Origin of the sequence: Priestia taiwanensis (assembly GCF_014638355.1) — a bacterium.
GTDB lineage: Bacteria > Bacillota > Bacilli > Bacillales > Bacillaceae_G > Priestia_D > Priestia_D taiwanensis.
Window position 1 is genome coordinate 1,124,771 of record NZ_BMFK01000001.1, and the last position, 17,927, is coordinate 1,142,697.

Annotated in this window: 19 protein-coding genes and 1 pseudogene; 5 read left to right on the top strand and 15 right to left on the bottom strand. The window is 35.5% G+C overall.

Annotated features, from left to right (window positions below; genetic code table 11):
* The 4 genes from IEV41_RS05950 to IEV41_RS05965 form a co-directional block, all read right to left on the bottom strand.
* Entirely contained in the window at positions 1 to 1,065 is a 1,065-nt protein-coding gene (locus IEV41_RS05950) for an LLM class flavin-dependent oxidoreductase (protein WP_188387495.1), read from the bottom strand.
* Between the two features lie 14 nt (positions 1,066 to 1,079).
* Positions 1,080 to 2,021, bottom strand: coding sequence for a ring-cleaving dioxygenase (locus IEV41_RS05955; protein WP_188387496.1), 942 nt, complete (start codon positions 2,019 to 2,021; stop codon positions 1,080 to 1,082).
* 51 nt (positions 2,022 to 2,072) lie between these two features.
* The gene (locus tag IEV41_RS05960) at positions 2,073 to 2,516 is read right to left on the bottom strand and encodes a MarR family winged helix-turn-helix transcriptional regulator (RefSeq protein WP_188387497.1); all 444 of its coding nucleotides are present in this window, start codon (positions 2,514 to 2,516) and stop codon (positions 2,073 to 2,075) included.
* A gap of 438 nt (positions 2,517 to 2,954) precedes the next feature.
* Positions 2,955 to 4,979, bottom strand: coding sequence for a glycosyl hydrolase family 18 protein (locus IEV41_RS05965; RefSeq protein WP_188387498.1), 2,025 nt, complete (start codon positions 4,977 to 4,979; stop codon positions 2,955 to 2,957).
* Positions 4,980 to 5,915: 936 nt separating this feature from the next.
* On the opposite strand from IEV41_RS05965, the pseudogene IEV41_RS19975 reads away from it, so the two are divergent.
* The 3 genes and pseudogenes from IEV41_RS19975 to IEV41_RS05975 form a co-directional block, all read left to right on the top strand.
* Positions 5,916 to 6,005 (top strand): annotated as a pseudogene (locus tag IEV41_RS19975) (helix-turn-helix domain-containing protein); the annotation flags it as partial.
* Positions 6,006 to 6,127: 122 nt separating this feature from the next.
* On the top strand, positions 6,128 to 6,682 hold the full coding sequence (locus tag IEV41_RS05970; protein ID WP_188387499.1) for a hypothetical protein: 555 nt from the start codon (positions 6,128 to 6,130) through the stop codon (positions 6,680 to 6,682).
* Between the two features lie 616 nt (positions 6,683 to 7,298).
* A complete protein-coding gene (locus tag IEV41_RS05975) occupies positions 7,299 to 7,877 on the top strand; it encodes a hypothetical protein (protein ID WP_188387500.1) in 579 nt (192 codons plus the stop codon).
* 173 nt (positions 7,878 to 8,050) lie between these two features.
* Here the strand turns inward: IEV41_RS05975 and IEV41_RS05980 are convergent, their stop codons facing one another.
* The 3 genes from IEV41_RS05980 to IEV41_RS05990 all read right to left on the bottom strand — a co-directional run bounded on the left by IEV41_RS05980 (position 8,051) and on the right by IEV41_RS05990 (position 9,701).
* Positions 8,051 to 8,581: a hypothetical protein gene (locus tag IEV41_RS05980; RefSeq protein WP_188387501.1), complete on the bottom strand. Its 531-nt coding sequence runs from the start codon at positions 8,579 to 8,581 to the stop codon at positions 8,051 to 8,053.
* A gap of 147 nt (positions 8,582 to 8,728) precedes the next feature.
* Positions 8,729 to 9,232, bottom strand: a complete 504-nt coding sequence (locus tag IEV41_RS05985) for a hypothetical protein (protein ID WP_188387502.1) — start codon at positions 9,230 to 9,232, stop codon at positions 8,729 to 8,731.
* 163 nt (positions 9,233 to 9,395) lie between these two features.
* Entirely contained in the window at positions 9,396 to 9,701 is a 306-nt protein-coding gene (locus IEV41_RS05990) for a hypothetical protein (RefSeq protein WP_188387503.1), read from the bottom strand.
* Between the two features lie 186 nt (positions 9,702 to 9,887).
* On the opposite strand from IEV41_RS05990, the gene IEV41_RS05995 reads away from it, so the two are divergent.
* Positions 9,888 to 11,024 carry a site-specific integrase gene (locus IEV41_RS05995; RefSeq protein WP_188387504.1) on the top strand — a complete coding sequence of 379 codons (1,137 nt, stop codon included), beginning with the start codon at positions 9,888 to 9,890 and terminating at the stop codon, positions 11,022 to 11,024.
* A 77-nt stretch (positions 11,025 to 11,101) separates the two neighbouring features.
* On the opposite strand, the gene IEV41_RS06000 is transcribed toward IEV41_RS05995, so the two are convergent.
* The 3 genes from IEV41_RS06000 to IEV41_RS06010 all read right to left on the bottom strand — a co-directional run bounded on the left by IEV41_RS06000 (position 11,102) and on the right by IEV41_RS06010 (position 13,092).
* Positions 11,102 to 11,662, bottom strand: coding sequence for a GNAT family N-acetyltransferase (locus IEV41_RS06000; protein ID WP_188387505.1), 561 nt, complete (start codon positions 11,660 to 11,662; stop codon positions 11,102 to 11,104).
* Positions 11,663 to 11,676: 14 nt separating this feature from the next.
* Positions 11,677 to 12,450 carry a hypothetical protein gene (locus IEV41_RS06005; protein WP_188387506.1) on the bottom strand — a complete coding sequence of 258 codons (774 nt, stop codon included), beginning with the start codon at positions 12,448 to 12,450 and terminating at the stop codon, positions 11,677 to 11,679.
* Positions 12,451 to 12,600: 150 nt separating this feature from the next.
* A complete protein-coding gene (locus IEV41_RS06010) occupies positions 12,601 to 13,092 on the bottom strand; it encodes an 8-oxo-dGTP diphosphatase (protein WP_188387507.1) in 492 nt (163 codons plus the stop codon).
* A 128-nt stretch (positions 13,093 to 13,220) separates the two neighbouring features.
* Here IEV41_RS06010 and IEV41_RS06015 point away from each other — a divergent pair, with 128 nt between their 5' ends.
* A complete protein-coding gene (locus tag IEV41_RS06015; RefSeq protein ID WP_188387508.1) occupies positions 13,221 to 13,913 on the top strand; it encodes a hypothetical protein in 693 nt (230 codons plus the stop codon).
* A 55-nt stretch (positions 13,914 to 13,968) separates the two neighbouring features.
* Here IEV41_RS06015 and IEV41_RS06020 read toward each other — a convergent pair whose 3' ends face one another.
* The 5 genes from IEV41_RS06020 to IEV41_RS06040 form a co-directional block, all read right to left on the bottom strand.
* Entirely contained in the window at positions 13,969 to 14,298 is a 330-nt protein-coding gene (locus IEV41_RS06020) for an antibiotic biosynthesis monooxygenase family protein (protein ID WP_188387509.1), read from the bottom strand.
* Positions 14,299 to 14,429: 131 nt separating this feature from the next.
* The gene (locus IEV41_RS06025; protein WP_188387510.1) at positions 14,430 to 14,876 is read right to left on the bottom strand and encodes a hypothetical protein; all 447 of its coding nucleotides are present in this window, start codon (positions 14,874 to 14,876) and stop codon (positions 14,430 to 14,432) included.
* Positions 14,877 to 14,944: 68 nt separating this feature from the next.
* Positions 14,945 to 15,553 (bottom strand): NUDIX hydrolase, encoded by a 609-nt coding sequence (locus tag IEV41_RS06030; RefSeq protein ID WP_188387511.1) that lies wholly within the window; start codon positions 15,551 to 15,553, stop codon positions 14,945 to 14,947.
* Positions 15,553 to 16,458, bottom strand: coding sequence for a Gfo/Idh/MocA family protein (locus tag IEV41_RS06035; RefSeq protein WP_188387512.1), 906 nt, complete (start codon positions 16,456 to 16,458; stop codon positions 15,553 to 15,555). Before IEV41_RS06035 ends, IEV41_RS06030 begins: the two co-directional genes overlap by 1 nt.
* A gap of 192 nt (positions 16,459 to 16,650) precedes the next feature.
* On the bottom strand, positions 16,651 to 17,784 hold the full coding sequence (locus IEV41_RS06040) for an NADH-dependent flavin oxidoreductase (RefSeq protein ID WP_188387513.1): 1,134 nt from the start codon (positions 17,782 to 17,784) through the stop codon (positions 16,651 to 16,653).
* Positions 17,785 to 17,927 lie beyond the last annotated feature (143 nt).

The window sequence follows — 17,927 nt, forward strand, 5'->3', positions numbered from 1 at the left end:
TTATTCTCCCTTTTTTGACGTGTATTTTTTAACTGCTGGCATAATGTCCGTCGCAATTAATTCAATGTTTTTCATCACTTTGTCAAATGGTACGCCGCCAAAATCTATCTGGGCCATGAAACGCTGTTGACCGTATAATTCATATTGATAGAGCATTTTTTCAATGATTTGTTGTGGACTCCCTATCATTAAGGCATCACGGTAATCGGTTGCTTGCGCGAACTGCTGCTTCGGATATCCACCACCACGCAATGCAATCATCCCTGCATTTGCATGTGGATAATATTCACGTAATGCATCCTGTGAGTTTTCTGCTGTATAGAATAAGCTTGTCGTTGCAATTGGTAATTCGTTTGGATTAAATCCACTTCGCTCTGCCGCTTCACGATACGCGTCAACAGCGACTTTAAAGTTAACAGCTGGTCCTCCAAGCGTTGTAAGCATCATTGGAACACCTGCATATCCCGCTTTAATTGCACTCGCTGGCGGTCCACCTACTGCACGCCAAATTGGAAGCTGATTATCCTTTGGTTGTGGCAAGATCTGTGCATTTTTTAACGGAGCTCTGAATTTCCCTTCCCATGTGATACGCTCTTCTTTATTTAACTGGAGTAGTAATTCCATTTTCTCCTCAAATAATTCTTCGTAATCTTCCACATCGTAGCCAAGCAAATGATAAGCACCTACTCGCGAACCACGTCCAGCAACAATTTCTGCACGTCCATCTGATATCAAATCCAATGTTGCGAAGTCTTCATATACTCTGACAGGATCTGACGTACTAAGTACCGTTGCCGAACTGGCAATCTTAATCTTTTTTGTCGCTTGCGCAATGGCTCCTAACACAACTGTATGTGCTTGTGTTGTAAAATGATATTGATGACTTTCACCGACTGCAAACACATCAATACCAGCTTCATCCGCTAATTTACTTGCTTCAATTATTTCTTTGATTCGTTGTTGCTGGCTAATCCGTTCCCCTGTTAATGGGTTAACCATATGATCACCTAATGAATATAGCCCAAATTCTAGCCCTTTTTTTGTATCAATACGATATTGTTCCATATATACACTCCCTCTTAATCAAGTGGATTTAATCTCGCTTCAATTTCTGCACGTCTTCCTTCTAAAAACGGTGGGAGATCAAGTGATTCTCCTAACTCTTCAACTGCTGCATCAACGGTAAACCCTGGACCGTCTGTTGCAAGTTCAAACAAGATGCCATTTCGATCACGGAAATAAAGACTTTGGAAATAAAAGCGGTCTATAATCCCTGCCGTTTCCAAACCGAAATCCCTCACCTTCGCTTCCCAATATTTCAACTCTTTGACATCCTTCACACGAATAGCTAAGTGATGGATACTACCTTTTCCTGCTCGTTCAACTGGGCCATCATCTTGCTTTAAAACAATTTCTCCAAAGGCTTGGCCTTTTATCGCTTGATAGATCACTTCGCTTTCTGTTCTAGCTATTTCTATATAGTTAAATACTTCTGTTAATACGCGAACTGTTGCTTGTATATTACGTACTGTAATTTCTATTGGTCCCATTCCTAAAATACGATGATTTCCCTCTACGGTCGAACCTTCCCATGCTGTCCAAAAACTTGGCACTTCATCGCCATTATTGTTAATTAAGATAAGGCGTAATCCTTCTGAGTCTTCAAAGGGAAGTGCTTCACGTCCTGCGTATGTTATCCGTTCGCCATGTGTGATACCAAATAGTTCAAAACGCTTCTGCCAGTAGAGTAAACTTTCAGATGATGGTACAAGCAAGCCAATTTGTGTAATTGCATTTGTACCACGATGTGTCCTTCCGACCGTCGGCATTTCGAAAAACGATAACTCTGTTCCTGCACTACCTACTCGATCCCCATAAAACAAATGATACATCGATGGATCATCTTGATTGACAGTTTTTTTCACTCGACGTAATCCTAATACTTTCGTATAAAAATCGTTATTTTCCTTTCCGTTCTTCGTTTTCATAGAAATATGATGATGCCCTAAAATTTTATACATTTTGTTTCCTCCTTTTATCACTTGACTAATCAATTGATTGTGTAAAAAAAATCACTCTGGTGGTAATTCTTTTTTTAAGCTCTGTTTATGAACACGTGTCATTAATGTATATAGTGTTTTCTGCTCTTCTTCCGTTAATACTTCATCGAAAAAGGATGATTGAAATGCTAGTTGCTCTGGCAATACCTTCTCCATCTTTTCCTCGCCTTTTTCTGTTAGGCGTATCGTCTTTGTTTTCCATTCTTGTTGGCGTAAGATATACCCTTCTTTCTCAAGGCGTACTAGCATACGCGAAATACCACCTTGTGTAACTGTCACTTTCTCTGCTAGTTCACTTTGCGTGAGTGGCTGAAATGTATAAATTTGTACAAGTACATCAAATTGTGCAGTCGTTAAATCAAAGCGTTTTAGAAACTCATTCGATTGCTGGTTACTCATATTTGTAAATCTCAATAATCGCAGCCAAATCAATGAGCCCATTGTATTATGTTGCATGCTGTTCACCCTCCTATCACTAACCTTGTTATCACTTTACCACGCAATTGATAAAGTCGCAATAAAAATATCTTGAATTGAAGATATTTTTATTGCGACAAATTTATTTAGACGAAATTATTATTTCTTTGCATCTAACACTCTCCTCACTTATGAATTCCTACACTTCTTTTTGGGAGGGATTTTTTCATGGGGACAATACTTACTCATTGCGCCGGATTAGAAACTGTTATATGTATTTTAAGGAGACTTTCTAATGAAAAAGTAGTAAAGGAAATGAAAAAGTTCCCAACAACAAAGTAATCTTCATAGAAAAAAAGTCCTCTTTTATAAAATAAATTCTATAAAAGAGGACTTCCTTATGAATTAATGCCATTCTAATTTCATTAATGTAAAATTAACGCCTGACCTAGCAATATAATCCAAGGAGCGTATTTGTTAGTTACTACCTATAGTAGCATTCAAGAGTTCTGCGGGTGCTCCTGTTCCAGCGCCACCAATTGTAATGGTTCCGCCAGGAGGAATTTCGCCATTCCATCCCACATTAGTAATAACATAATGATTGTTTGTTTTACTCACAATTTGAGAATCCCAAACTTGTGTTAAATTACCGCTATAATCAAATTCTAATTTCCAGTTTTTAATAGGTGTTGTTCCGGTATTTTTCAGGATAATAGAGAAATTATAGCCACTTCCCCAATTTGAAGAGACCGAAAATGTCACATTACCATTTCCACCAGGAGATGTTGTACTACCATCATCTGTTTTGACAGTAACAGATGCAGGCTGTGACTTATTTCCAGCAGCATCTTTTGCTACGATAGAAAACGTATATTCAGTATTAGGTTTTAAGTCTTTGATTGTCATACTATTTGTCTTTGCAATCCATTTTTCCACTCCAGAAGCAATTTCATATTCAGTAACGCCTACATTATCAGCGGATGCAGTCCAGCTGAGTTGAACGGAATTTGAATTTTTACTTGTAACAGTAACGTTTTTAACATTTGTTGGCGCTACGATATCTTTTTGATTAATCGGCCCACCAAGTAATTCTGTTACCAACGTATCTAATAACTTTGGACCACTACAGCTATACTTAGGACTAGTGCGACAGTCACCACTCAGTTCCCAAAACATTGCACCACTTAGTCCCTTTGCTTTTATAAAGTCTGTTTTATGTTTCATCGATTCAGTATCATCATAGCTAATAAATGCTCCTGTCGTTTGATTATACAAATAAGGAACTTTAGCTGCATCATTCCAGTAGCGTACAAAGCCATTTTTATTTACATAATTGGCCACTAAATCGCCGTAATCATATATACCTGTGTCACCTGTAGAATAATCATCCCACGTACCTTTAGAAGCTAGCTTTCCATCACTCCCTGGCTTACAAGGTTGGTATTGTCCATTATTATCTTTTCCGCAACTTTTCCAGCCACGACCATAAAATGGTACACCTAATACAAGCTTATCTGCAGGAACACCTGCCGCTTTATAAATTTCTATAGCTCCATCTACGTAAAATTTCTTAGCAATTGCTGGGTTATTAGGATCTTTGTATAACGCTGCGTTATGATTAGAAGTGTCTTCCCATCCACCGTGAAAATCATATGTCATAATGTTAATCCAGTCGACGATTTGAGAGACTTTACTTAGTTCCGTATTATCTGCATAGCTTTGACTTGCGCCTGTCGCAATTGTTAATAAGTATTGCTTTCCATCTTCTGTTCCCGCCTTATTTAAAGCATTTCTTACATCTTGAAGCAGAAGGGTGAAATTTTGTTTATCCTCAGGTCGATAACTACCTCCTGGAATCGTTTGAACACCTGGATATTCCCAGTCTAAATCGACACCGTCAAACCCATATTCACGAAGGAAAGCTACTGTAGATTCTGCGAATACTTTCCTAGTTGCTGGATCAGCTGCTACATCTGAAAAGCGATTAGACCAAGTCCAACCCCCAACTGAAATAAGTGTTTTTAAGTGCGGGTATTTAGCTTTTAATCGTTTTAACTCACCGAAGTTTCCGCAACGAGCATATTTATCACAATCCTCCCAAGTTGTTCCTGAACCAGGAAAAGATTTGTTGACATCAGCCCATGGCTCACCTAATACGAGGGTACCATTAGGAACCTCTTTATTTTGCAACGGTACACTAGGTTCTTTACATGCCCATGTTTGCTTATTAGGATTATCGGGATGTGTAGAAGGATTTCCATGTCTTCCATTCCAACAAACATCAGCAAAAGCATAGTTTACGTGAGTAAGTTTTGATCCATCGATATCAGCGACTTGGTAATTACGACCGTAAATCCCCCATGAAGGGACGTACCCAATAATTTTTTGATTCTGGTTTGGTGAATTAGCTGATGCGAGATTAGGAGTAAGAAGGTTTGTAAGAATAAGAGGTAGGAAAAGTAGTAGAGATAAGAATAAAAGCATAATTTTTTTTGACTTCATAGTCATTTCCCCTTTCAAAATATAATGTATTTAAAGGCACTTGCCATTAAATCAAAACACGAAAACGTCTAAAAAATGAACAGATGTCACGAAGTCTATACAAGATTAACGATAATTCTTTTATTTTGACCATTTAATAAAACAGATAGATTTTTTAAATAAAAAGTAAAAAGTACTTTTAGAAATAAGTCCATGCACTCATTCTTCTGATGAATTATCTATATTCTGTAAACAACTATTATTAAAAGCAATGCAATGGTTGATAGAATTCTAGCTAGGTTAATAAAAAAGTGAAAAACGCCATAAACAAACAATAAATTGAATATTACAACAAATTATCAGAATGATTTTATTCTAACAAACGTAAAACCGAGTGTAAACGCTTTATTTTATAAACAGGAAGATTCTCTCAATTCGATTTAGAAAGCTATATTACCTTTAGAACTAAAGACCCAGCTGTTAGTCATGGATGACGAGAGACTCAAAACCTTAGACATGCATGAACAGAATCTGTTACTAGAAGATATTTGATAGATACTAATCGACGGAAACCGCTGAGTACTCCACTACCTACTCCAGACGAAAGCTTTGGATTCAAAGATAATACAAAGCTTCTCATAGGAGCATCCTAAAGAAAATATAGAGAAAAGTTTTGATATATCAAGGCTTTTCTCTATATTCATTTAAATTCAGTATTTTAATTAATGGGATTCATATACACTCATAGTCGTTCAAATATACCTGTATCTCTATATTCTCCATGATAAAAAAGTCATTAGTTTTATATTTTTCCGTTATTTTTTATTCAAAATGTGGTCATTTTTTTAAAAAAATCTGGTAGATTTCATAAAAAGCGGATACTGTTAACGGTGATGGAAGATTTATATGGTGAAGAACCTACGGACGCTTAACAGCGTCTATTTTTTATGGATAATAATGAAGAAAGGCCAGTTCGCTTACTTTAACAGCATTGTAAATAAGTTGATGGACAAGTTCTATTTTGATAAAGAATTTATGGGAGCATAAAAAACAAACTGCTAAACATTTGGAATTCTAAAAGTAAGGGGGAAATTCATATTTTTTCTTCGCTTTATGTTATGGTACAATATGTTAATTAATCACAATACTTTCTAAAAGGAGAATACATAATGAAAGCAACGAAACTCGTATCATTAGCAATACCTATTTTATTATTAGTAGGTTGTGAGATAGGAGATAAAGATTCTAGCCTTAAGACGGAAGAAACAAGTAAAGCAATGTTAAAAACAGTAGTATCAGAAAAGCAATATCCATATTATATTTGTGAGCAACTGGTAGAGTTTCAATTCAAATCGGATGAAATAATGTTAAAACTAGCAGAAGCTCCAAAGGATAATAAGAAATATAAAGATGTATTTAAAACAGCAGAAGATATGGATGAAGCCTTAGACCGTATAGAGAACATAGAAGTACCTGATAAATATAAAGACATTCATAAACTCGTACAAGAAGGAGTAACGGATGCAAGAAAAGGAACAAAGATGATAAAAGACGCTGGTAAAGAAGATGGACAGAAGATTCAAGTAGCTGTATTAGAAAGCGCTCCACACATGTCAGGTGTAGATGGAGAACAGTGGAGAGAAGCAATTTATAGGTTAAATCAAGAAACCAAAGATGCCTACTCCAAAGCACTTGATAAAAAAATGGAAGAACATACAAAGTAATAGAGTAACTTGTAATTATACAACTCAATAAGGAGTAATAGAAAAATGAAAGCAAAGAAAATTGTAACATTCGCTTTACCTATTATTTTCTTAGCAGGTTGTACAGCAACCGCATATGGACTTACACAGTTAGAGTTTCAAAAAGTGGACAAAGAATATTAATCAAGTAAACTAACAATATAATAAATGGTTGTTGCAGTTATTCTATTCATTCCAACTCTTACTTTTTCTTTAGTAGCGTTTTTGGCTTACTATTATACAAAGGCAATTTTCACTAAAACACAATTAGTAAAGAATGTTACTACTGGATAAAAATCCAAAGTCGATAAACACGAGTTCAAGCAATATAAAAGAGAATTCAAAATGAAAGAAAAAGATGTTCGAAAAATATCTGATTTAAAATAATATCAAAAGCCCGTCCACAGTGATTGGGCTTTACATGTTAAAAAGGAGAAACAGCATGTTTATATGTAGTCTGATTTTATATTGTGTTCACTAACCACGCTCTATTTACATGAACCTACGTGAAGGGAACGAATATGATTGACTATAACAACTGAACAATTAAATGAATCTATAAAAAAATTACAAGAAGAAGTTGAATCGGTAAAAAAAAATGAAAGATTTACAAGATGAATTTATCAATATACAAGACCATCAAATAACATTTTTAAATGAATCCATCTCTCATATGTGGATTCCAATTACGATAGTTGCTGGTTTTATAGCAGTTATTTTTGGTTATGTTACGTACTTAAATCAAAAAGCTGATAAAAAAATAAAACAAGCTGAAGAAATACTAGAAAGAACTGATAAAAAGATTATGGATTTAGAAGACAAGATAAGTAAAGCTGATAAAATTTTAATTGAGGGCCAAAATATTGTTAGTTTATCTCAAGATAGAATCGCTGAATTAGCGAGATCACACACAGATATGGAGATATTTACCATCCGCCTAGATTTCAATCAAAAAGTGGATAGTAGACTTACAGAAGTAAAAAATGAATTAGATGAAACTAAGTGGTTACTGGATTTATTTGAAAATAATGATGATAAAGTTATTGGGTTTAAAGCTGAATATCTTGTACTAGGAACAGCATTCCTCCTACTTAGTAAGGACATCCAAACAATTAGTATGAATGATGAAATCGTACCTCAAGAACAGTTAAATCGAACACTTAAATTAAAAGAATAAATTAATAAATTAAAAGAGGAGTGTAATGCATACAGTGAAAATACTGATAAATAAAAAAAGATGTTATACGTAAAAATTTCAGATAAAAAGGCGCACAACTCGTAATGAGTTAATGTGCCTTTTTTTGTATTATAGTTTTGCACGGTAAATAAAAAAGCACTCAAGAGAGTGCCTTACCTTAACTGATAACCAATCCATTTAGGTCCTAACCATGTTTCAATTTCATACCATGCTTGGCGTACGTCCACAGTTTGAGGCGTAAGAGAGCCTACTTCATTTCCACCTATTGATGAATCATATATTGAGGTTCTCGCTGGTAAATGTGAGTTTACTTTTAAAGTTGCATTTGATGCATTAAAATCTTTATCTAAATCCATAGGTATTAAATATCTGTCCTTCATTCTCATAGTACTTGGTCCTGCGAGCCTATATGAATTGTACCGAATCCATGTATGACCATTATACGAATTAATTAGAAAAGCTGATCTTATTATCTTTACATCTTGAATGGGACTAACATAATTTACTACAGATGGATCTGATGGGCTATTATGTAAAGCTTTAGTTACTTTAATGGTATTATATAAATCATTTCCCTTATAAAAAACATCTGCTCGAGAATCTCCTGCTGCCTTGACAGATGATGTACCAAAAGATATTGATGCTAACATCAGCACAAGTGTCGCAGTAATTAATTTTTTCATCTCTTCTCTCCGAATATATTAATTTATCAAACATAAAACTAGTTTTACAACCATTTAACACAAGGTACCTTTAGAATTGATATGAGCTTAGAACAAAAAAAGCGAATAAATAGGATACCTAAGATGTACTCAAATGAGCGTTTTTCCTTATCTTAATTGATAACCAATAAACTTATTTCCTAACCATGTTTCAATAACATACCATGCTTGTCTTACATCTACTGTTTGAGGTTGGAGACTTCCTACTCTTACAGAATCGTTATAACCATCAGTGATGCTGAATGGCATATGTAATTTTAAAGTTGCATTTGATGCATTAAAATCTTTCAATGTGTTCCAATTCCCATCTTTTCCGAATGAGAGAAATGGATCTTTTTCACCAATAACCCTTATCCATTTATGCCCTTTCCATGTATTAACTAAAAAATACGCTCGTAGTACCTTTACATCTTGGACAGGACTAACATAGTTTACTATAGTCGGATCAGCAGGACTATTATGTAAAGCTTTTGTTACCTTAATTGTGTTATACAAAGAATCTCCTTTTGCAAAAACATCTGCTCTAGAATCACCTACCGCTGAAGCTGACGGTGCATAAATAGCTGTTAATGATAATACAAATACAAAAAATAACGCCGCAAATTTTTTCATAAATATTTCCTCCTTTAGAATAATTTAGTTAACTATAGAATGTTAACATGGAAATCAAATTAATAGAATAGTGAAGATTTAATTGTAACCATTTGTAACCTTTTAAACTAATATTTGTATAAAAAAGCGACGTAATCTTTTAATAGAATACGTCGCTTTTTGTTCACTTTACGTCATACACGTTATACCACCATCCTTTTCCTTCTACGAAAGCCTTCGCCTCGTCGACCATGCTACCAACTAATTCTGCTGTCTCGCACTTCACCCACATATCACCGCCCGTGATATCAACTTTCCCCGCCCATTTTTTACTATATATAAACTCAATGAACGCCTTAACACCGTCAGCATCTACGCCATACGTACGGATGTATACGGCTTTAGTCTCCACTTTCGGCGCATGTGTTACCTTTTTACCCGTCACCGCTTCGACTATTGCGTCTGCTACCGACTGTAGATTCGCCATCAACGATTTCATATCCGAAACATTTCAAGATTGGAAGCGATTTATCTTATCTTTACTACGTTCAATGTCACACCAGAGCTTGCTGAGAAGCGTTTGGAACATTATGAGCAACGAATACTCACCAGTCACTTTCATGACATTGTACGTGCTGAATATGTCGTTTAAATATGCTAAGGGGGTATAAGACAAATGAAAGGCTATTTTAGAAAACATGGTGACACGTGGTCATTCACGATTGATATTGGTATGGACGATCTAACAGGGAAACGCAAACAGAAAACAAAGACTGGATTTAAGACGAAGAAAGAAGCACAAAAAGCTGCAGCTTTGCTCATTACAGAACTTGAGCAAGGTATTTATGTTGAAGAAAAGAAAATCACCGTAAAAGATTTTATGTTAGATTGGTTAGAAAACGTAGCTAGGCATAATGTTAAACCTTCTAGTTTTGTTAGTTACAAATCTATCGTACAAACAAGAATTATTCCCGTACTCGGGAAATACCACCTTACAGGCTTGAAACCGGCAATTGTTAATAATTTTTATACGTACCTATTAAAAGATGAAAATTTATCTGAAGAATATGTAGGAACTGTCCATGCCGTATTAGGCACTGCTTTTAATACTGCTGTAAAATGGGAGTATATAAAGTCTAATGTATTTAAAAAGGTAAGTAAGCCACGTAAAAAGAAGAAAGAGATGCAAACATGGAGTTTTGAAGAAGCACGTAACTTCTTGGAATATGCCAAAAAGGGCAAAAGACATTATTACATGCTGTATCTCTTAGCTATTTACACAGGAATGCGACGTAGCAAAATATTAGGGATTCGTTGGTCCGATGTTAATTTTGAAACAGGAAAGATTGGGGTTAAAAGAACACTATATTATACAAGTGAGCAAGGTATCATTGTTCAATCTACTAAAAACAGTCAGTCTATGCGATCCATATCTATTTCTGATTTTGTACTAGATGAACTAAAACAACATAAAGTATGGCAACTAGAAAGAAAATTACAATTCAATATACCTTATTATGAAGAAAGCTATATTACTGCTAATGAGACAGGTGATCCTCTTTCTCCTAGCCATGTATATGGCCACTTCTCCAAAGCTGTTAAAAATGCGGGTATCAAAAAAATACGTTTCCATGATTTACGTCATACCCACGCATCACTTATGTTGTTATTAGGAGAACACCCTAAAATTGTTTCAGAACGTTTAGGGCATTCTTCAATTGAAATGACAATGAATACCTACTCTCATGTTACATTCTATATGCAAAAGGAATCTTCCAATCGTTTTGAAGAAGCGCTTAAAAAGACAAATTAAATCTACGTGGTCAAAATGTGGTCATTTGAAAGAAAAAAGATAAAAAACCCTTGATATATCAATGGTTTCTCGTCTTTTTATTTAAATTCAATATTCAACAACCCATAAATAAACATATCTCGAATTTCATCTGTAACATTATGAGTTTCAAACTTCCTTAAGAAACCTTCTTCTTTAAAGTTGAATTTTTCCAACATTTCTTTTGAAGCAATGTTTTCCCCCGTCACAAACGCTTGAATTCTTGTTAAACCTAATTGGTTGAAACCTAGTGATAATACTTCTTGAACTGCTTCTGACATAATGCCACGACGCCAATAATTTTCCGACAACTCATAGCCAATGTCAGCTCGCTTTCCTTCAAATTCACTTAAAAAGATAGTTCCTATAATTGTATCTGTCTCTTTATCTGCAACTGCAAAACGGATGATCCATCCTTCATCATAACCTTCATTCCACATGTTTATTACTTCATAACTTCGCTCTAATGTTTCTGGACCGTACCAATCAAGGTAGCGATAGACATTTTCATTTGAGTAGTAATCTACTAACTGCTGTGCATCTTCTAGTCTTAATTTTCTTAATCGAACACTTTTCGTCTCTATTACCGGAAATTCGTTGAAAAACTTTGCGAAATTCATGATAATTCCCCTTTTTATTCTCTATGTAATTTCCTAGCAAGTTCTCTACGGTATATACTCATACTATATCGCTTCCACGCTTCGCTAACTTCTTCCCAATGAACAATTTTCCATGGGTTAAAGATCATTTGACCGTTTTTATTGAAGAATAAATTGTTTCCAACACAATAAGAAGCATGTTGAATATTGCCATCCTCATCTTGCCACACAATAACATCATCTTCACTAGGTTCATCCTTTACAACAGAATAACCGGCGTGTTTCAATCCATTCATAAATGCTTGTGGATGTAACCATTCGTAGATAATCCATTCCTGTCCTGTCACTGCAAATAGAGTTGCAGCTAAGCAGTTACTTCCTTCTTCTGATGAAAATGTATTCGCATATTTATGTAGATGAAGAGGAATATTTGTTGGAACAGCACGACTTGTCCAATTTTCCCATTGTTGTGGATACTCTGTAATCAATTGTTCCTTCACTCTATACGGAAGCTCCTTCCACATCATATATTGAACAACGAAAAAAACACCTTCTTTACTTTCTATTATATACTCCTTTGGAATAACAGTTGGATTATCCAATATCGCTAAAGGAAATACTAAACCTCTTCCTACTTCCAATTGAATGTTAAAAAGATCCTTCTTCTTATTTATAGGTAGTTTTATTATCCAATCAGGTTGAGCTACAATCGTGTAATGCGTATCTTTCGCAATATTCCAGTACACATATCGATTTACAAGTTCAATTGTCGTATACGATGAATGTTCAACAAACTCTTTCCTAGGCATAATTAAGACATCCTCTAAATACTCTTCAAACTTAACTAAATCTTCTTCCCGAATAAAAAACAAATCTTTATTAGGTACCTACTCCTTAACCCATTTCTCCAATTGGTCATTTGTTGGTTGAATTGTTACATACATTCCCTCATCTCCCCACTACGTCCTCGTCCTCGTCACCGTCATCGCTACTTGCTTATCCAAATCTGCATCCCACACACGCTGGATTTCAAATGTACCTGGCTCTAACAATAATTGAAATCTTTCTCTAAACCAGTCTTGCATTGGTAGATTCTCTGATTCATCAATTGGCACCCACATCAATGCCCCTTCTGGAGGATTTTCTAATAACTCTCCTTCAAACGTGTCCGTCCAATAATTAAAGACCATGTATCGCACTCTTTCTTTTGGATTTACATATTCATCCAAGCCTTTGAATATCAAATTTGAAACAGTTAATCCTGTTTCTTCTTTCACCTCACGTGCCGTACCGTGAACAATACTTTCCGGAAACTCTACTTTTCCACCTGGAGCCAAATATCCTGGGAATCCAAGATGATTTGGTCTTTTCATTAGTAGTACTTTATCTCCGTCCTGTATCATACACATCGTATATATTCTATGTTCGATTTCTTTCCATTCAGTAGACATATTCATTTCCTCCCTATCATCCTTTTCATTATATCTAAATATTCAGAAACAAAACAACAATCCTCTCTGAAGAATAGAAGAAAAACAGGTTGCTTATACTAGTAGAAAAGGTTGAGAAGGTGTATGGCATGAAGGTTATCTTAACAAAAATTATCACTTTTGTTATCATTTTAACAGTTATTATTCCATCCCAAGCAAGTGCCACTAACAACGAAGCGGAAACGCCAATTGCATTCGTTCCAGAAGCGCTAGCTACATTATACGTAACAAAGAAGAACGGCAATTTAGAGAACTTCACATTAAATATAAACGGACACATACAACATTTCCCCTTATGGCGAAATGTTGATAGCGAAGCACATAAGCCACGTATGCTATATAACGACATCAATAAAGATGGACAGAAAGAATTAATAATTATCTTAACAATCGCCAATGGAACAAACCGCATCATTCAAGATGCTCACGTCTTTCATAAAGTAAGAGTCAACTTCGTAGACACGTTTCAAGAAATACTTATAGATGATCCACTTGCTATCTTCTTAAAACATGCGAAAACATCACTAACACCTACCAAAGCTACCATTACGGTTGGCAATAAGACGAAAATTATTCATCTTATGAAATTTGGTATCCCGTCTGAACAATTATTCTCAGATATCGGTATAGGTAGCATTGTCAAATTTGATGTTGTACATCATGAATTAGTTGCCACACTAGGATTGCAAGCTTCTTCAAGTTCTTCAATTGGCTCTGTAACTATTACATATTTATTTAAAGATAAGATGTATCAAATAAAGAAGATATCACTAGAAGCATGATTCTTCTAAATGCAAAGAAGAAGCCACATCGACATGGCTTCTTCTCTCTTTTCTATTATAATACAGGCTTATATGCACCTTTAGATGACTTCACATCGTATACTGCATGGCTTGAGCTAACAACATAATCTTCCTTCGGTTTACCACGGCTTTGTCTATGACCTTCTAGGTGGATTTCGCTCGTCTCCCAACCTTTCCATGCTTCTTCTGATTCCCAGCGAATCATAATGATAATTTCTTCGTCTCCTCTTCGTACGCGCTTCACTAACACACTTAAGTCGATAAATCCTTCAAATTTCTCAATATGACCCTCTCCAGTAAAGTGCTTTACAATAATATCCGAATGACCTTCTGTCACAACAATTGTTTTCGTTTCAATAAACACTAGTGCGTCCCCCTATATACTAAAAATTTAGCCTTTTCTCTCATTTTATTGATAAAGATTCTCATTGTCAATGAAAATGAATCATAAAAAAATCCGCTATCTTTTATAAAAAGAATAACGGATTCTCTAAACTATTCTAAAATCTCCCACTTAAAGTGCTTTGCAACTTCATCTAGAGATGCTTTCATATCTTGAACAATAATGTCTTCTTTCGTCGATTCAATCATGTAGCTTCCAGAAGGCGTATTCACACTATATTGTTCAGTTTCTAGCAATAAATACATGTGCTGTTCATCTGTTGCTAAAAACAGTTTGTATGAAAGTTTCACATCATACTGTGCAAGTTCTCCTACTACTTCTTCATTTACACGTTGTAATAACGAAGCAAATGTTTCTTTACACACACAAATTGTCATTTCATCACATTGGCAGTTCAAGTTATATGTACCTACGATTGTACTTTGTTCACTATGGAATGTAATGGAATCTTCCGATGTGAAGAAGAACTCCTCTACTAACGCTCCTACTACTTCTGAGAAACGAATCTCATTTGATACACGATATTGATATATTGGCATACTAACACTCCTAATCAAAAACTAATAGAAATAATTATACCAAAGTGTATAGAAACAAGAAATCTTTATCATAAAGATTTGATATTTTTCATACGACTCACTTTCTGAATTGTTTCTTCATAGTAATCAAGATTATGCGGATATAGTTGATGGTACTCCACAACTAGTTCTTCATCGGATAACAACGATATGCAAGTTGCACTTGTTTGTCGCTTATACAATAGATCTTCTAGTACCGATAGCTTCATTTTCATCACATCTGCGACCTCTTCGCCCGGACTAAAGGTTAGTCGTTGTGTCACAGTGTGAAAATACACATGACATCTTTCTCGATCAATAAATGGCGGAAATGCACAATCTATTTTTTGAATACCTGTGTAATGTACATCTTCCGATTGAAACGAAATCCCTAATTCCTCTTCTATTTCTCTTAACCCTGCGATCATGATTTCTTCATCACATAAAATATGTCCTGCTGCGGTGATGTCCCATACATTTGGGAAGTCTTTCTTTGTACTTGAACGTAATTGGAAGTAGAGATGCATATCATCCTCTGCCTCTTCCACAAACCAACAATGAAATGTTTCATGCCAATCTCCATCACGATGTATAGCATTCCGTTCTTTTTCTCCGACCTTTTCGCCTTGTTCGTTGAAAATTGATAGTATTTCCGACATTATTGTTCCTCCAACTTCCTCGTTATCACTTCACAAACGCGATGCGTTCGTACAATACTTTCTTCATCAACGAGAAACGGCTCATCATTTTTCACACATGTTAAGAAATGTTCAATCATATCGTCAAATCCTCTTTGATATAACGTTGTATCCCAACTACCAAATGAACGACGTTGCTCCGTATTATTCACAAATGTTGTTCCATGAATTAAGCCATCAACAACAATCTTCTTCTCATCCCCCATTACCTCTAATCGTTCATCTGTCACACCTGTATGACGGTTCATCATACCAGTAGCTGACGTTGTCCCACCGAACATATTTAACACAAGATAATGTAATCTTCCATCTTCTATCTTCCCGTGAACCGTAACATCACGTGGCTCTCCTAAATAGAAAAGCAATGTATCAACAACATGGATGAAATCATCAAAGATTGTTGTACGAACATCTGATAATGTATATACACGATTTTTCTGCATGAAGATTGTATCAAACGCTGCAACTTCTTCTTTTATATCACGGTGCATCGGCGCGAAACGGCGATTAAATCCAACCATTAAGCGAACACCTTTTTCTTTTGCAAAGGTCATGATTTCTTCCGTTTCTTGCAATGTATAGGCAATTGGTTTATCGACGAACACATGAATACCAGCCGTAATTAGCTCACGTAAGATTTCTACATGTGCTTCGGTTGCTGCATGTACAAATGCTACATCCACTTTATGTTGAATTAATTCTTGAACAGTTGCACAACAATTATGTATACGGTATTTCTCTCCTACCTCATGGACAACTTGTTGATTTCTACTTGCAATATATAAATCAATATCTGTTCTTGTACTCAAAATAGGCAAATACGCCTTTTGTGCAATATCTCCAATTCCAATTACGCCAACTTTCATTTGTATATCCCCCTTATAAAGCCATCTTCTTTCCCATTGTACTCCTGTTTTACTTATAAGAAAAACAAAATAGGTCATCTCTATCCATAATGCCGACCACTATCTTTTTTATCCATCCCCCTACAACCAGTACTAAAACAAATAGAAGAGTAGAGACTTCTATTCTATTCTCTACTCTTCTTTCTATTTATATTAGACGTTTTCTTCCACTTCTACCGGGAACCAACCTGCCACATTCCAAATACGGTTCCATAATGGCGTTGGGATTTCTAATTCTTGTTGTGCATCTCTTCTTACCGTTACAAGGATAGTTTCTTCTTTTCCCCCTTCTATTTTCTGTACCCAATCTGGCTCAATAATGATACTACGACCTAAGGCTAAAAGAGGTATACCAGATTGTTTCGCTTTTAATGCGTCATCTGCTGTAAGAATCGAACCAACTCCAATTAATATAGTCTTATCGTTTACTCGTTCTTGAATTTGTTCCATGCGTGTACGTGTACTATCTCCACCTCGTCGCGGCTTCGACCAGAAATCTTGTAAAGATACATGTAAATAATCTAATTCCCTATCTGCTAATGCATCAACTAAGTGGAACGTATCATCCATTGTAAAACCATCTTCAAATTCCTCTTCCGGAGAGAAGCGATACCCAACAATGAAATCGTTAGTTGCATGTGTAGTAACTATGCGCTTTACTTCGTCTACAACTGCTAGAGGGAACGTCATACGTTGTTGCACTGTCCCTCCCCATTTATCTTGACGCTTATTCGTATGACCTGAAAAAAATTGATGGATTAAATAGTAGTTTGCTCCGTGAATTTCCACACCATCAAATCCTGCTTCAATTGCACGACGAGTTGTTTCTCCGTATCCACGGATAATATTTTGAATTTCTTCTTCGGTTAATGCTCGTGCTACTTGTTCCCCATTTTCGAGGTAGTCACTTGCACTTACAACATCACCATTCGGTACTAATGAAGCCGGTGATTTTCTTCCTGCATGAAAAATTTGCAATACTGCTTTCGCTCCTTGTTCTTTAATAGCAGTTGCCAAACGACGAAGACTCGGAATCATATTATCACTTGTTGCAGAGAACTCACCTGGGAACCCCTTTCCGCTATCTGTTACATATGTACAAGCCGTAATAACCATTCCGACACCTTTTGAACGGCGAATATAGTAATTCACTTCATCATCTGATACAGTACCGTCTTCATTTGATGAATAGTTCGTTAATGGTGCCATGACTATTCGATTTTTTAACTCTACCCCATTTTGAAACTGTAACGCTTCAAACAATGATTGATATTTCTCCTTCACCATTTTGTATCTCTCCCTTTTACAAAATCTATATATCGAGAAAAATCGATATTCATACCTAGAAAATGAACTATATACCCTCCAATACATATATGTCTAAAGAACATACACTAGTGTTCTACCACCATTTATATTTATATATCGGA

What these genes read in the sequence shown, in the direction of transcription:
- IEV41_RS05950 (WP_188387495.1), bottom strand. Translation starts at nt 1,065, where the DNA reads ATGGAACAATATCGTATTGATACAAAAAAAGGGCTAGAATTTGGGCTA.
- IEV41_RS05955 (WP_188387496.1), bottom strand. Translation starts at nt 2,021, where the DNA reads ATGTATAAAATTTTAGGGCATCATCATATTTCTATGAAAACGAAGAAC.
- IEV41_RS05960 (WP_188387497.1), bottom strand. Translation starts at nt 2,516, where the DNA reads ATGCAACATAATACAATGGGCTCATTGATTTGGCTGCGATTATTGAGA.
- IEV41_RS05965 (WP_188387498.1), bottom strand. Translation starts at nt 4,979, where the DNA reads ATGAAGTCAAAAAAAATTATGCTTTTATTCTTATCTCTACTACTTTTC.
- IEV41_RS05970 (WP_188387499.1), top strand. Translation starts at nt 6,128, where the DNA reads ATGAAAGCAACGAAACTCGTATCATTAGCAATACCTATTTTATTATTA.
- IEV41_RS05975 (WP_188387500.1), top strand. Translation starts at nt 7,299, where the DNA reads ATGAAAGATTTACAAGATGAATTTATCAATATACAAGACCATCAAATA.
- IEV41_RS05980 (WP_188387501.1), bottom strand. Translation starts at nt 8,581, where the DNA reads ATGAAAAAATTAATTACTGCGACACTTGTGCTGATGTTAGCATCAATA.
- IEV41_RS05985 (WP_188387502.1), bottom strand. Translation starts at nt 9,232, where the DNA reads ATGAAAAAATTTGCGGCGTTATTTTTTGTATTTGTATTATCATTAACA.
- IEV41_RS05995 (WP_188387504.1), top strand. Translation starts at nt 9,888, where the DNA reads ATGAAAGGCTATTTTAGAAAACATGGTGACACGTGGTCATTCACGATT.
- IEV41_RS06000 (WP_188387505.1), bottom strand. Translation starts at nt 11,662, where the DNA reads ATGAATTTCGCAAAGTTTTTCAACGAATTTCCGGTAATAGAGACGAAA.
- IEV41_RS06005 (WP_188387506.1), bottom strand. Translation starts at nt 12,450, where the DNA reads ATGCCTAGGAAAGAGTTTGTTGAACATTCATCGTATACGACAATTGAA.
- IEV41_RS06010 (WP_188387507.1), bottom strand. Translation starts at nt 13,092, where the DNA reads ATGTCTACTGAATGGAAAGAAATCGAACATAGAATATATACGATGTGT.
- IEV41_RS06015 (WP_188387508.1), top strand. Translation starts at nt 13,221, where the DNA reads ATGAAGGTTATCTTAACAAAAATTATCACTTTTGTTATCATTTTAACA.
- IEV41_RS06025 (WP_188387510.1), bottom strand. Translation starts at nt 14,876, where the DNA reads ATGCCAATATATCAATATCGTGTATCAAATGAGATTCGTTTCTCAGAA.
- IEV41_RS06030 (WP_188387511.1), bottom strand. Translation starts at nt 15,553, where the DNA reads ATGTCGGAAATACTATCAATTTTCAACGAACAAGGCGAAAAGGTCGGA.
- IEV41_RS06035 (WP_188387512.1), bottom strand. Translation starts at nt 16,458, where the DNA reads ATGAAAGTTGGCGTAATTGGAATTGGAGATATTGCACAAAAGGCGTAT.
- IEV41_RS06040 (WP_188387513.1), bottom strand. Translation starts at nt 17,784, where the DNA reads ATGGTGAAGGAGAAATATCAATCATTGTTTGAAGCGTTACAGTTTCAA.